At 72.2% G+C, this 13,873-nt stretch carries 12 protein-coding genes; 7 read left to right on the top strand and 5 right to left on the bottom strand.

The genetic code is table 11. The annotated features are described in order from the left end of the window. Positions 1 to 149: 149 nt before the first annotated feature. On the top strand, positions 150 to 959 hold the full coding sequence (locus tag FIP57_RS09970; protein WP_148573366.1) for a deoxyribonuclease IV: 810 nt from the start codon (positions 150 to 152) through the stop codon (positions 957 to 959). Between the two features lie 30 nt (positions 960 to 989). Here FIP57_RS09970 and FIP57_RS09965 read toward each other — a convergent pair whose 3' ends face one another. Beyond that, a complete protein-coding gene (locus FIP57_RS09965; RefSeq protein ID WP_148573365.1) occupies positions 990 to 1,688 on the bottom strand; it encodes a LolA-like protein in 699 nt (232 codons plus the stop codon). A gap of 98 nt (positions 1,689 to 1,786) precedes the next feature. On the opposite strand from FIP57_RS09965, the gene FIP57_RS09960 reads away from it, so the two are divergent. Together FIP57_RS09960 and FIP57_RS09955 are read left to right on the top strand one after the other, a co-directional pair. Next, the gene (locus FIP57_RS09960) at positions 1,787 to 2,929 is read left to right on the top strand and encodes a lipid II:glycine glycyltransferase FemX (RefSeq protein WP_148573364.1); all 1,143 of its coding nucleotides are present in this window, start codon (positions 1,787 to 1,789) and stop codon (positions 2,927 to 2,929) included. A gap of 4 nt (positions 2,930 to 2,933) precedes the next feature. Then, positions 2,934 to 3,971 (top strand): alanine racemase, encoded by a 1,038-nt coding sequence (locus tag FIP57_RS09955; RefSeq protein ID WP_148573363.1) that lies wholly within the window; start codon positions 2,934 to 2,936, stop codon positions 3,969 to 3,971. Between the two features lie 94 nt (positions 3,972 to 4,065). Here the strand turns inward: FIP57_RS09955 and FIP57_RS09950 are convergent, their stop codons facing one another. Together FIP57_RS09950 and FIP57_RS09945 are read right to left on the bottom strand one after the other, a co-directional pair. Further along, positions 4,066 to 5,469, bottom strand: coding sequence for a glycosyltransferase family 87 protein (locus tag FIP57_RS09950; protein ID WP_148573362.1), 1,404 nt, complete (start codon positions 5,467 to 5,469; stop codon positions 4,066 to 4,068). Positions 5,470 to 5,561: 92 nt separating this feature from the next. Further along, entirely contained in the window at positions 5,562 to 8,078 is a 2,517-nt protein-coding gene (locus tag FIP57_RS09945) for a transglycosylase domain-containing protein (RefSeq protein ID WP_148573361.1), read from the bottom strand. A 264-nt stretch (positions 8,079 to 8,342) separates the two neighbouring features. Here FIP57_RS09945 and FIP57_RS09940 point away from each other — a divergent pair, with 264 nt between their 5' ends. The 4 genes from FIP57_RS09940 to FIP57_RS09920 all read left to right on the top strand — a co-directional run bounded on the left by FIP57_RS09940 (position 8,343) and on the right by FIP57_RS09920 (position 12,616). Further along, complete coding sequence (locus FIP57_RS09940; protein ID WP_148573360.1) at positions 8,343 to 9,011, top strand: PadR family transcriptional regulator; 669 nt, start codon at positions 8,343 to 8,345, stop codon at positions 9,009 to 9,011. A gap of 17 nt (positions 9,012 to 9,028) precedes the next feature. Then, positions 9,029 to 10,120 carry an inositol-3-phosphate synthase gene (locus FIP57_RS09935; protein ID WP_148573359.1) on the top strand — a complete coding sequence of 364 codons (1,092 nt, stop codon included), beginning with the start codon at positions 9,029 to 9,031 and terminating at the stop codon, positions 10,118 to 10,120. A 377-nt stretch (positions 10,121 to 10,497) separates the two neighbouring features. Continuing rightward, positions 10,498 to 11,172 (top strand): DUF2189 domain-containing protein, encoded by a 675-nt coding sequence (locus FIP57_RS09925; protein WP_148573358.1) that lies wholly within the window; start codon positions 10,498 to 10,500, stop codon positions 11,170 to 11,172. A 136-nt stretch (positions 11,173 to 11,308) separates the two neighbouring features. Then, positions 11,309 to 12,616 carry an MFS transporter gene (locus tag FIP57_RS09920; RefSeq protein ID WP_148573357.1) on the top strand — a complete coding sequence of 436 codons (1,308 nt, stop codon included), beginning with the start codon at positions 11,309 to 11,311 and terminating at the stop codon, positions 12,614 to 12,616. On the opposite strand, the gene FIP57_RS09915 is transcribed toward FIP57_RS09920, so the two are convergent. Both FIP57_RS09915 and FIP57_RS09910 read right to left on the bottom strand, forming a co-directional pair. Next, complete coding sequence (locus FIP57_RS09915) at positions 12,573 to 13,034, bottom strand: SRPBCC family protein (protein ID WP_148573356.1); 462 nt, start codon at positions 13,032 to 13,034, stop codon at positions 12,573 to 12,575. The two genes, FIP57_RS09920 and FIP57_RS09915, sit on opposite strands and share 44 nt — an antisense overlap. 53 nt (positions 13,035 to 13,087) lie before the next feature. Continuing rightward, positions 13,088 to 13,798: a hemerythrin domain-containing protein gene (locus tag FIP57_RS09910; RefSeq protein ID WP_148573355.1), complete on the bottom strand. Its 711-nt coding sequence runs from the start codon at positions 13,796 to 13,798 to the stop codon at positions 13,088 to 13,090. Between the last annotated feature and the right edge of the window lie 75 nt (positions 13,799 to 13,873).

Below are 13,873 nucleotides of genomic sequence, written 5' to 3'. Positions count from 1 at the left end.
TGGGCCGTGTCCGTCGTCGTACGCCGTCGGTGGCGCCGGGGCGACCGGACCGCCCAAGGCTACCAGCGCGTGCTCCCCCGCCCGAAATCGTGATCCACAGCCTCACGGGCCCGGTGCGACCTGTCGGAGCCCCGTCATAGCCTGGCGGCATGCCCCTCACCGCGGACCAGCTGCGCATCGGCGCCCACGTCGACCAGACCGATCCCGTCGCGGAGGCCCAGGCCCGCGACAGCACGATGGTGCAGTTCTTCCTCGGGGACCCGCAGGGCTACAAGGGCCCCGAGATCCGGTACGCCGGGGGCGCCGCCGCGCTGAAGGAGGCCGCCGAGGCCGCGGGGGTCGACCTCTACGTGCACGCCCCCTACATCGTGAACGTCGCGACCACCAACAACCGGATCCGGATCCCGAGCCGCAAGCTGCTTCAGCAGCACATGGACGCCGCCGCGGAGATCGGCGCCAAGGGGCTGATCGTCCACGGCGGCCACGTCAACGCCAAGGACGACCCCGAGAAGGGGTTCGACAACTGGCGCAAGGCCGTCGACGCCACGGAGATCAAGGTCCCGCTGCTGATCGAGAACACCGCGGGCGGCGACAACGCGATGGCCCGCCAGGCCGAGCGCATCGGCCGGGTCTTCGAGGCGATCTCCGCCTGCAAGCAGGCCGACAAGGTCGGCTTCTGCCTCGACACCTGCCACGCGCACGCCGGCGGGATCGCGCTCCACACCGCGGTCGAGCGGCTGCTCGCGCTCACCGGCCGGATCGACCTGGTGCACGCCAACGACAGCCGCGACGCCTTCGACTCCGGCGCCGACCGGCACACCAACTTCGGCGAGGGCCAGCTCGACCACGAGGCGTTCGTCGAGCTGGTGCGGCAGGCCGGCGCCCCGGTGATCGTCGAGACGCCCGGACCGGCCGAGCGGCACAAGGCCGACTTCGAGTGGCTCCGCGGGCGGCTCTGATCCGACGGAGCCGCCCTGCGGCCCGGAGGGTCAGCCCGCCTGGCTGCCGAGCTGCTCGAGGTCGACGACCTCGTCGTCGGCCGGTGCCTCGACCTCGAGCTTCTCATCGAAGTCGGAGAAGGTGATCTCGCCGGGCTCGCCGCCCTCGGTGACCTGCATCTTCAGGATGTGGTGCGGCTCGTCGACCTTCACCCACACGGTGACCGGGTCGCCCTCGTCGGTCTCGCCGACGACCTTGACCGCCTCGGTGCCGTCGACGTCCTCGGTGCCGTCGGTCTCGGCCTTCGAGTCGTCGTCGTCGCCACCCATCTGGTCGAGCAGCTCGTCGAGGTCGCAGAGCTCGGCGAAGTCCTGGTCGTCGCCGAGGACGACCCACTTGTCGCCGACGACGCCCTGGATCAGCGCGGCCTGCTCGCCGGCCGAGGCCTCCCAGAACGCCGCGTCCGGCTTCATCCAGGTCTCGCCACCGAGGCTGCGGATCTCGGTCGAGCCGCCCTGGATCCCGAGCGTGCCCTGGCAGTCGCCGTCGGTGGTGAGCGCCATGTCGACGGAGATCTCCTCGCCGTCGCTGGTCAGCTCCCCCGCGATCCGCACCGACTCCAGCGCCTTCATGTCCTTCTCGGCGGCCTCGCCGATGGCCTCGGGCGACTCCTCGGCGAACCCCCCTCCGCACGCGGAGAGAAGGGCCGCTGCCGCGACCCCCGTCAGTGCTGCCTGCCAGGTCCTCATGTGGTGCCTTCCTCGGGTGCGTCGCGCTGCCTGCGCTTGCAGCATCCAACCATGTCGGCGCAAACCGGGCGGTGGTCGGGGAACTAGGCTCGGGCGACGTGACCCTCACCGTCCGCACCATCACCCCGGCCGAGCACCTCGCGTTCGTCGCGTCCCGGCGCAGCGCCAGCTTCCTGCAGGTGCCGGCTTGGGGCGAGGTGAAGAGCGAGTGGCGGCGTGAGTCGCTCGGCTGGTTCGACGGCGACGAGCTCCGCGGGGCCGGGCTGGTCCTCTACCGGCAGCTGCCGAAGGTGCGGCGTCACCTCGCCTACCTCCCCGAGGGACCGGTCATCGACTGGGCGGCGGACCCGCTCGCGGAATGGCTGGACCCGATGGTCCGCCACCTGAAGGTGCAGGGTGCCTTCGGCATCAGGATGGGCCCCCCCGTCGTCGTTCGCCGCTGGGACGCCGCCACCGTCAAGCAGGGCATCGCCGACGACGGAGTACGCCGGCTCGACGACCTCGCCCCGACCGCCCGCGAACCGGAGGGCGCCGCGGTCGTCTCCCAGCTGCGCGAGCTCGGGTGGCTGCCGCAGTCGGTGGCCGGCGGTTTCGCGGCCGGCCAGCCGCAGCACGTCTTCCAGGTCCCGCTCCGCCACCCCGACGGCACCGCCCGCACCGAGGACGAGGTGCTCAAGGGGATGAACCAGCTGTGGCGGCGCAACATCAAGAAGGCCACCAAGGAAGGAGTCGTCGCCGATCGGGTCCCCGCCGACCGGCTCGAGGCCGAGCTCGACCGGTTCCACGCGCTCTACGTCCACACCGCCGAGCGGGACGGGTTCACGCCGCGTCCACGGAGCTACTTCGCGACGATGTTCCGAGCGCTCGGCGCGGAGGACCCCGACCGGATCGCGCTGTTCCACGCCGAGCACGAGGGCGACCTGGTGGCCAGCACGATCCTGGTCCAGGTGGGCACTCACGTCTGGTACTCCTACGGCGCCTCCTCCACCGAGAAGCGCGAGGTCCGCGGCTCCAACGCCGTGCAGTGGGCGATGATCCGGCACGCGCTGAAGCAGGGAGCCGACGTCTACGACCTCCGCGGCATCACCGACACGCTCGACCCGGACGACAGCCACGTCGGGCTGATCACCTTCAAGGTCGGCACCGGCGGCGAGGCCGTCGAGCTCGCCGGCGAGTGGGACCGACCGGTGAACCGGGTGTTGTACAAGGCGTTCGCCCTCTACATGGCCCGGCGGGGGTGACCGCGTGCTGACGCTGACCATCGACGAGCAGCGGTGGCACCGCCACCTGCGCTCGGTCGTCGAGGCCCACCCCGGCATCGTCCCCGTCGCGAAGGGCAACGGCTACGGCTTCGGCATCCCGCGGCTCGCCGCCACGGCCGCGTCGCTCGGTGCGGACGTCCTCGCCGTCGGGACGTACGCCGAGGTGGCCGCCGCCCGCGAGGGGTTCGACGGCACCGTGCTCGTGCTCTCCCCGTGGCGTCCCTCGGAGACCCGGACCGTCTACGACCCGCGCGTGGTGCACACGGTCGGACGGCTCGAGGACCTCGACGAGCTCCGGGCCCGCGCCGGCGTCGACCGACCTCGGGTGGTGCTCGAGGTGCTGACCTCGATGCTGCGCCACGGGTTCCGCCGGCGCGAGCTCCGGGAGGCAGCGGCCCGGCTGGACGGGCTCGACGTCGAGGGGTTCGCGCTGCACCTGCCGATGGCGCACGGCTCCCACCTCGGCGAGGTCGGGAGGCTGATGACCGACGTGGTCGCCAGCGGGATCGACGTACGCCGGGTCTACGTCTCGCACCTCACCGACGCCGAGCTGGCCAGCCTGTCCTCGTCGTACGCCGACTTCGAGCTCCGCCCCCGGATCGGCACCCGGCTCTGGCTCGGCGACAGGGGGGCGCTCCGGGTCACGGCGACCGTCCTCGACGTGCACCCCGTCGAGCGCGGCGACGTCTTCGGCTACCGCGGCCGGACCGCTCCGCGGCAGGGCCACATCGTGGTCGTCTCGGGCGGGACGGCGCACGGGATCGGGCTCGAGGCGCCGACCGGAGGGGCGACGTTGCGCGACCGCGCCGCGCGGATCGCCAAGGGCGGGCTCGACGCGGCCGGTTTCGTCCGCTCGCCGTTCACGATCGACGGCAAGCAGCGGCTCTTCGCCGAGCCGCCGCACATGCAGGCGTCGATGCTCTTCGTCCCGCACGACACCCCGGTCCCGCGGGTGGGCGACCGGGTCGACGTGCGGGTGCGGTTCACCGTGAGCACGTTCGACGAGATCGCCCTGGGATGACGCGCCGGGCCGCGCCACGACGGGCGGCTCAACACCCCAACGCGCGCCACGAGGGGCGGCTCAACACACCCCCAGGCGCGCCACGAAGGGCGGCTCAACGTCGTCCGACGGGGGTCATCGGGTCGTGCGTCAGGTCGCCGGCGGAGAGACGGACGGGGTCCCGCCAGGGCCGGAGCACGTCGCGGACGACGACCGCGGCGAGGTACAGCTCCGCGGCCACCCGGACCACGATCGCCACCGAGTAGGCGAGGTCCTGGCCCCCGGTGGTGGCCGAGGCGGTGTACTGCCCGAGGTACATCCACACCATCGCGAAGTAGAAGAGCTCGCCCGCCTGCCAGATCAGCAGGTCGCGCCAGCGGGGGCGGGCGAGCACCGCGACCGGGAGCAGCCAGAGGACGTACTGCGGCGAGTACACCTTGTTCACCAGCAGGAACCCGACGAGCACGAGGAACGCCAGCTGGGCGACCCGCGGGACCTGCGGCGCGGTGAGCCCGAGCACCAGCACCGCTGCGCAGACGGCGAGGAACACCACCCACGACACCAGGTTCACGGTGTCGGCGGACGCGGCGTGACCGGCGTGCGCGGCGACCAGCCAGAGCGAGCCGAGGTCGGGGCCGCGGTCGGCGTTGAACGACCAGAAGACCCGCCACCCCTCCCAGCCGTAGAGCATCACCGGGAGGTTCACCGCCAGCCAGCTCGCCAGCGCGCCGCCGAAGGCGAGGGCCAGCGGCCGCCAGCTCCGGCGGCGCAGGCCGACGACCAGGAACGCGCCGAGGAGGAACAGCGGGTAGAGCTTGGCGGCGGTGCCGAGCCCCACCATCACGCCGGCCAGCAGCGGTGACCCGCGCGACCAGGCCCAGAACGCCCCGGCGACGCAGGCGACCGCGATCACGTCCCAGTTGACGAGCCCGGCGACGACGAGGGTCGGCGCGGCCGCGAACGGCAGCGCGTCCCACGGCCGGCCGCGGTGGGCGCCGGCGAGGAACCAGGCGGCGAGCAGCACGAACGGCGCGAGCAGGATCGCGGTGACGACGAACGACAGCCGCCGCTCCTCCTCGACCCCGGGGAAGCTGCTCAGCTCGTCGACAGGGGCGGCGCGCCGTCGCTCGAGGTCGGCCTCGCCGACGAGCTGCTGGGTGAGCCAGGAGGCGCCGTAGGCGAACCACCCGATGAGCACCGGGTACTCCAGCCCCTCGTAACGTCCGTCGGAGTCGGCGAAGGGCACCTGGAGCTCGGCGAACCCACGGCCGGTGTAGAGGTACGGCACGTCCGAGTAGCACATCTGCGCGTAGCGCGCGTTCTCGCCGTTCCAGCCGTCCGCGGCGCACGGCGCCTTCTGCACCATCGCCAGCAGCCAGGCCACGCAGGCGACCGCGAGGACGACGCGCACCGGCGTCCACCAGCGGTGGCCGCGCGAGTGCCGCCCGGACGGCCCGCCGATCCCCTCGCTCGCCGCGCGGGCGACCGGGTCCTCGACCGTCGGGTGCACGACCTCCACCGGGCGCACGCTACCGGGGTACGCCGGCCTCGCGGGCGTTCACCGGCGGGGACACGAGGGGGACACGAGGGGGACACGAGCCCCGACAGACGTCAGGCCGCTTCCTGCCCCTGGCCGGTTCCGGTGCCCGTGCCTCCGCCGGTGCCACCACCGGTCCCGGTGCCCGTGCCACCGCCCGTACCCCCACCGGTTCCGGTGCCGCCGCCGTCGGTCCCGGTGCCACCGTCACCACTCCCGCTGCCGTCGCCGGAGCCGCCCCCGGACCCACCGCCACCGCCGGAACCGCCACCGTTGCCGCCACCGTTGCCGCCACCGTTGCCGCCACCGGAACCGCCGCCGGTGCCGCCACCGTTGCCGCCGCCGTTGCCGCCGCCGTTGCCGCCGCCCGGGCTGGTCGCGGGCGGCGAGGGGTCGGGCTGCTCCTGCTCGTCGTCGTCGCCGCCGCGGTTGCCACGGTTGCGCCTGCCCTCGTCGCCCTCCGACTCCGACGGGGACGGGTCGGGGGTGAAGGTCGGCGTCGGCGCGTGGCCCTCGACGGAGTGGTCGAGGTAGGCCGGCTCGGGGAACTCGAGGTAGTCCGCACCCTCCAGGGCAGCGCCCATCACCGAGGCCCAGGTGCGGGCGGGGTACTCGCCGCCGTAGAAGGTCGGCAGGAAGCCGTCGAGCGGCTCGGCGCCGTTGCCGCGCACGTACATCACCGCGGTCGAGAGCTGCGGCGTGTAGCCGACGAACCACGACGACCGGACGTTGCCGTTGTCGTCGGTGGCGGTGCCGGTCTTGCCGGCGATGTCGCGGCCGAGCACGTTGGCGTTGGTGCCGCTGCCGTACTGCGTGACCCGTTGGAGGGCGTAGGTCGCGTCGGCGGCGACCTCCTCGCTGACCGCCTGCTCGGCCTTCACACGGTGCTGGTACTCCACCTGCCCGGAGGCCGAGCGGACCTCCTCGACCGTGTAGACCTTCTTCGCCTTGCCGCCGGCGGCCATCGTGCCGTAGCCGTTGGCCATGTCGATCGGGCTCACCGTCTGGGAGCCGAGCACCATGCTGAGGTTCTCGTCGAAGCCCGGGGCGTTCGCCGGGATGCCCATCTTGATCGCGAGGTCGCGGACCGCCCGGGGCCCGTTGGGCTCGATGCTGTCGACCATCTCGACGTAGGCGGTGTTGATCGACTTCTCGGTCGCGGTGAGCAGGCTGACCGGGCCGTAGCTCACGCCGGCGTTCTCGCCCTGGTTCTCGAACTCGGTGCCGGCGACCTCGAGCGGAGAGCTGCCGTCGAAGACAGACTGCAGCGAGTAGCCGTAGGTCAGCGCGGCGGCGAGGGCGAACGGCTTGAAGGCCGACCCCGGTGCACCGCCCGCGCGGGCCCAGTTGATCTGGCTCTCGAGGTAGTCCTGGCCGCCGTACATCCCGCGGAGCGCGCCGTTGCGCGGGTCCACGGAGGCGACGCCGACGTGCAGCCCCTTGAGGTCGGGGCGGTTCTCCTGCACGCCGGCCTGGGCCGCCCGCATCACCTTCTGGTTGAAGGTGGTGGTGATCCTCAAGCCCCCGCCGTCGATCTCGGCGTCGCTGAACCCGAGCCGCTGCAGCTCGTCGCGGACCATCTTGAGGACGTGGCCGCGCTGGCCGCCGTAGGTGCTCTCGCCCTTGATCTCGGGAAACTTCGGCAGCTTGGACACCTTGCGGGAGCCGACCAGCTCCGCGGGCAGCGTGCCCATGTCCTCCATGCCGCTGACCACGTACGAGTAGCGCGCCCGCAGCCCCTGGCGGGACTCACGGCCGCCGGCGGGGTCGTAGCCGTTGGGCGAGTTGATGATCGCCGCGAGCGCGGCGCCCTGGCGGACGTTCAGCTCCGCGGCCGTCGTGTCGAAGTACGCACGGGCCGCGGCCTCGATCCCGTAGGCGCCGCGACCGAAGTAGATCGTGTTGAGGTAGCCCTCGAGGATCTCCTCCTTGTCCATCTGGCGCTGGATCTTCAGCGAGAGGATGGCCTCCTTGAACTTCCGCGACCAGGTGCGCTCCTGGCTGAGGTAGAAGACCTTGACGTACTGCTGGGTGATCGTCGAGGCGCCCTGGGTGTTGCCGCCCTTGGCGTTGTTGAAGGCCGCGCGGAGGATCCCCTTGGGGTCGAGCCCCTTGTTGGTCCAGAAGGTGCGGTCCTCGGCGGCGATCACCGCGTCCTGCACGTGGGTCGGGACGTCCTCGAGCTCGACGTTGGTGCGGTCCTGCTCGGCGAACTTGCCGATCACCGTCTTGCCGTCGGCGTAGTAGACGTAGGAGGTCTGCGCCTCGAACCCCTCGTTGGGGTCGGGGATGTCGGTGCGGGCGTAGGCGATCGCGAAGAGCACGAGCCCGACGACGAAGACGACGCCGAAGCTGGCGGCGAGCCACTTCACGCCACGGCGCCACCCGCGCGACCACTTGCCGCGCTCCTTGGGCGGCACGGGCGGGCCGGGGGGCCTCGAGCCGCCGCCGGCGCCTGCCGGCCGGCGCTTGTGTGCGGCCTCGCGCTGGGCGGCGGCCCTGCGGGCCGCCGCCTTCTTCGCCTCGGCCTTCCTCGCCTCCTCCGCCTGGCGCTTCTGCCAGGGGTAGGGCTCCTTGCGCTGTCCGCTCACTCGACCTTCTCCACGAGGGGGCCCCACGGCCGGTGCCCCGATCCGACCCCGTGAGGGTGCCCCTCCCGTCCGGGGCGACACCTCAGCGTACGGGGGGCGTCGGTCCTCCGACCGGTCAACGAGGGCGCCCGGCGGCGGTGACGCGGTGACGTCAGCCACCCTCCGCACACGGGGGCGCGCCGCTTTGAGCAGCGCTTGATATATCGCTACGATACGTCAGTCCGATACGACGAGCGGTGAACGCCGCAGGAACCCGAGGTGACGGTGACCCGCAGGGGAGAGACCCTCGAGCTGGCGGTCCTCGGACTGCTGCACGAGAACCCCATGCACGGTTACGAGCTGCGCAAGCAGCTCAACCTGGTCCTCGGGCGCGGGCGGGTGCTCTCCTACGGCTCGCTCTACCCGGCGTTGAAGAAGATGCTCCGCGCGGGGTTCATCACCGAGCACGTCGCCGCGGCGCCCGTGCCGGCGAAGCGGGCCACCCGCGCCCGCAGCGGCGCTGCGAAGACCACCACCACCGGCGCGGTCAGCCGTCGTCAGCGCATCGTCTACGAGCTCACGCCCGCGGGCGACGAGCGGTTCGCGAAGCTGATGTCGGAGGCCGGCCCGGCGGCGTGGGAGGACGACGACTTCGGGGTCCGGTTCGCGTTCTTCGGGCGCACCGACCGGGAGATCCGGCTGCGGATCCTCGAAGGTCGACGGGCGCGGCTGGAGGAGCGGCTCGCACACGTGCGCCGCGACCTCCTGGCGTCCGAGGGAGCACCCACCACCAACAGCTACGCCGTGGAGCTGGCACGCCACGGCCTGGAGTCGGTCGAGCGGGAGGTCAGCTGGCTCTCCGACCTCATCGCCGCGGAACGCGGCGAGGGGCGTCACGAGGGGCAGGACGGACCGACCGTCACCGGACGGCTCGGCAAACCGGAAACAACCTGAGGAAGAAGGAGAGCCCGATGGGTTCCGTACGCGTCGCGATCGTGGGTGTGGGCAACTGCGCCACTTCGCTGATCCAAGGCGTCCACTACTACAAGGACGCCGATCCCGAGACCACCGTCCCCGGGCTCATGCACGTCAAGTTCGGCGACTACCACATCTCCGACGTGGAGTTCGTCGCGGCTTTCGACGTCGACGACAAGAAGGTTGGCAAGGACCTCTCCGAGGCGATCAACGCCTCCGAGAACAACACCATCAAGATCTGCGACGTCCCGACGCTCGGCGTCGAGGTGCAGCGCGGCCCCACGTACGACGGCCTCGGGAAGTACTACCGCCAGACCATCGAGGAGTCGGCCGCCGAGCCGGTCGACGTCGTGCAGGCGCTGAAGAACTCGAAGGCCGACGTGCTCGTGTCCTACCTTCCGGTGGGCTCCGAGGAGGCCGACAAGTTCTACGCCCAGTGCGCGATCGACGCCGGTGTCGGCTTCGTCAACGCGCTGCCGGTGTTCATCGCCTCCGACCCGGAGTGGGCGGCGAAGTTCGAGGCGGCCGGCGTCCCGATCGTCGGTGACGACATCAAGAGCCAGGTCGGCGCGACGATCACCCACCGCGTGATGGCGAAGCTGTTCGAGGACCGCGGCGTCGCCCTCGACCGCACCTACCAGCTCAACGTCGGCGGCAACATGGACTTCAAGAACATGTTGGAGCGCGAGCGGCTGGAGTCGAAGAAGGTCTCCAAGACCCAGGCGGTCACCTCGAACCTCCAGGGCGAGCTGGCCAACAAGGTCAGCGACCGCAACGTCCACATCGGCCCGTCGGACTACGTCGCGTGGCTCGACGACCGCAAGTGGGCCTACGTCCGGCTCGAGGGTCGTGCGTTCGGCGACGTCCCGCTGAACCTGGAGTACAAGCTCGAGGTCTGGGACTCCCCGAACAGCGCCGGCATCATCATCGACGCCCTGCGCGCCTGCAAGATCGCGAAGGACCGCGGCATCGGCGGCCCGATCCTGTCGGCGTCGACGTACCTCATGAAGTCCCCGCCGGTGCAGATGCCCGACGACCTCGGCCGTGCGCAGGTCGAGGCCTTCATCCGCGGCGAGGTCGAGCGCTGAACGCCTGACCGCACGTCGCGGGCGTGACCATGCCCGCATGACCCGGTTTGCCTACGTGGTGCCGCGGACCTCCGTCCCGTGAGGTCCGCGGCACCCGTGTGTCCGGCCGTTCTTCGCCCTGCGCGGGGTCTCGGATCACTACTCTGCGGCCCATGAGCGACTCGAACCCGCCTCCCCCGCCTCCTGGAGGAGGCACCCCGCCCCCGCCGCCCGGAGGGGGCGCACCGCCACCGCCGCCCGGTGGCGGGTACCCGCCCCAGGGCCCGCCCTCGGGGCCGCCGCCCGGTGGGGGCTACCCCCCGCAGGGGCCGCCGCCCGGCGGCTACGGACCGCCCCCCGGCTACGGACCTCCCTCGGGAGCGGGCGCCTACAGCCCGGTGAACGCGATCCAGTGGGCCTGGACGAAGTTCACCCAGAACGTCGGCACGATGCTGACCCTCGCGCTCGCCGCGATCCTGGTGTACGCCGTCGTCTACGGGCTCGGCTTCCTCGTCGCGCAGCCGTTCGCCCCCGAGGCCGACACGTTCAACTTCGAGACCGGCCAGATCGAGGAGGGCGGCGGGAACTTCTGGGTCTACACCGCGGTCCTCATGCTGGTGGCCGGCATCGCGATCGCGGCCGGCTTCGCGGTGATGACCGCGCTGACCCACGCCGCGCTGAAGATCGCCCGTGGTGAGCCGGTCAACCCCGGCGCCGCGTTCGCCGGCATCCCCTGGGGGAGCGTCGTCGTCGCCGCGATCCTCATCGGCATCGGGTCGTTCGTCGGCCTGCTGCTCTGCTACCTGCCGGGGCTGATCTGGCAGTTCGTCACGATGTACACGATGTACTTCGTCATCGACCGCCGCCTCGCGCCGGTCGACGCGATCAAGGCGAGCATCCAGCTGACCACCCAGAACCTGGGTCCGACGCTGCTGTTCTTCCTGCTCGCGATCGTCGTCGGGTTCGTCGGTGCGCTGCTCTGCGGCATCGGGCTCCTCGTGGCGGTCCCGGTGATCGTCCTGGGCCAGGCCTACACCTACCGCGCCCTGCAGAACGAGCCCGTCGCTCCCTGACGGGTCTCGACGAGCTCGACCACCCGGGACAGCTCGACCCACCCGCGCCCCGCGGCCGTCCGTCGGCCGCGGGGCGTGGTGCGTCCCGGGTCCTGTCGGTGCCGGGACCCGCAGGTGCGGCTGGGAGGATCGCCGCATGTCCGCGCCGGCCCACCTGATCCGCCTGCTCCGCGGGGTCTGGTTCCGCCGGCTGTTCGGGGTCCGGCTCGCCAGCCAGGGCAGCGACGGGGTGTTCCAGGTCGCGCTGGCGTCGTACGCCCTGTTCTCGAACGAGCAGCTCTCCGCGTCGGCGGTCGCCGCCGCGCTCGCGGTCGTGCTGCTCCCCTTCTCGCTGCTCGGCCCGTTCGCCGGGGTCTTCCTCGACCGGTGGTCGAGGCGCCAGGTGCTGGTCTGGGCGAACCTCAGCCGGGTCGCGGTCGCGGCCGTGGTGGCCGTGGAGGTGGCGGCGGAGGTGCCGGACCCGCTCTTCTACGCCACGGTCCTCCTCGGCCTTTCGATCAACCGGTTCCTGCTCGCCGGGCTCTCCGCCGCGCTCCCGCACACCGTCGCCGGCGACGACCTGGTCACCGCGAACGCGCTCACCCCCACCGCCGGCACTCTCGCCTACGTCCTCGGGCTGGGCGCCGGCGCCGGGCTGCGCTCGCTGGCCGGGGGCGTCGGGTGGGACGGGGACGTGACCGTGCTCCTCGGCGCGAGCCTCGCGTACGCCGGCGCCGGGCTGCTTGCGCTCCGCATCCCGCGGGACCGGCTGGGACCCGACCCCGACCCGCGGCGGCCACCGGTGCTCGCCTCGCTCGGCGCGGTCGTGCGCGGCCTCGTCGAGGGGCTGCGCCACCTGGGGTCGCGGCCGCTGCCGGCGAGCGGGCTGCTGGCGATCGGCGCGCACCGCTACTGGTTCGGGATCTCCTCGGTCGCGCTGGTGCTGCTGCACCGCAACGCCTTCCACCCCGGCGACCCCGACGCCGCCTTCTCGGGGCTCTCCCTCGCGGCGCTGGTCGGCGGCGCGGGGTTCCTCGCAGCGGCGCTGGTCACGCCACCGGTGACCGACCGGCTCCCGGCACGCACCTGGGTGCTGGTGCTGCTGGTGGTCGGCGCCGCGGTGCAGCTCTACCCGACGGCTGCCTACACCGAGACCGCGGTCCTGGTGTCGGTGTTCGTGCTCGGCCTGGTGTCGCAGGGGGTCAAGATCTGCGTCGACACCTTCGTGCAGGCCGGCATCGACGACGCCTTCCGGGGCCGCGTCTTCTCGCTCTACGACGTGCTGTTCAACGTGGTCTTCGTGGCGGCGGCGGCGACCGGGGCGCTCGTCCTGCCGGCCGACGGCCGCTCGTACGCCGTGCTGGGGGTGCTGGCGGCGGGGTACCTGCTCACCGCCGTGGCCTTCGCCCGCTGGGCACCGGTCAGCGACCGGCCTCCCGCGCGGCCAGCGCCTCGATGTTCCTGATCAGCGTCTCGGCGGAGTGGCCGACGGCCCGCTGGACCGCGGGACCGATGACCTTGCCCATCGCCTTGCCGGCGGGCCCGAACGGCAGCCCGTAGGTCACCTCCGCCCGGACCTTCGTGCGTCCGGGACCGTCCTCCTCGAAGTACCAGCGCGAGCGGACCTTGAACCCCTTGACGGAGTCCATCCCGATCACCCGGTTCTTCTCCCACTCGGTGCAGCGGATCCGGGTGTGGAGCTTGATCCCGAGGTTCAGCGTCGCCTCGAACTCCGAGCCCAGCCCGTGGTCCTGGTCGCCCACGACCCGGAAGTCCTCGACCCCGAACATCCAGCTCGGCACCTCGCGGTAGTCGTCGAGGTAGGCGAAGGCCACGCCGATCGGCGCCTCGGCCGTCTCGGTCCTGACGATGTCGGTCCCCATGAGGAGGGGATCCCCCGGCCCCGCGAGCCGGAAACCGTGACCTGCGCGACGCCTCAGCAGTCGGCGAACCGGAAGGCACCGCGCTCCCGGCGGGCGTGCCGGCCCTCGAGGAGCCGCAGCACCACGCCGTAGCCGGGGCCGGCCTGGCCGAGCACGTTGCGCCGCACCTCCTCGGGCATCCCCTCCATCGTCCAGCAGACGAGGAACGGGATCATCCGGAGCGGGTACCCCTTGCCCGCGGCCTTCTCCGACGCCTCCCACTCCGCCGCCGTCATCGTCCGCTGGACCAGGGGCAGCGCCTCGGTCTCCTCGTGGCGCAGGTGGTCGGCGAGACTGGCGCGGAGCGCGGTGACCCGCACGTCGAGCGCGTTGCGGTGGTCGGCGCACGGGTGCTCGACCATCGCGGCGAACCCCTCGCGGCAGCTCTCGAGGGCCGGGTCGATCGTGCCGTGCTCGGCCTCCATCGCCTCGAGGGTCTCCCGGTCGACGCCCTCCGCCCGGTCGAGGAGGATCGGCCAGATCTCGGCGTCCTCGATCTCGTGGTGGTGGTGGAGCGCCTCGTCGAAGAGGCCGAACCGCCGCTGCAGCGCCCGCCAGGTCGCCTCCTCGCAGACCGGCGTGCGCCGGACCGCGGAGACGAACCGGTCGAGGTCGCGACGGAAGGCGTGGTGCATGACGTACATCCCGCCCATGTCGTGGGGTCCCTCGGCGGTGTGCGCCTGGCCGGGCAGCGTGATCTGGGGGACCTGGGTGGTGGTGGTCATCGGTTCCTCCTGCTCGTGGTGTGGTCCCGACGGTGGCGGAGCGACCTTGGGTGCCGCTTGGGCCGCTCTTGGGCC

The sequence above is a fragment of the Nocardioides caldifontis genome (assembly GCF_008087345.1).
Lineage (GTDB): Bacteria > Actinomycetota > Actinomycetes > Propionibacteriales > Nocardioidaceae > Marmoricola_A > Marmoricola_A caldifontis.
The sequence above is the reverse complement of the archived record's forward strand: the minus strand, read 5'-3'. Positions and strand labels throughout refer to the sequence as shown.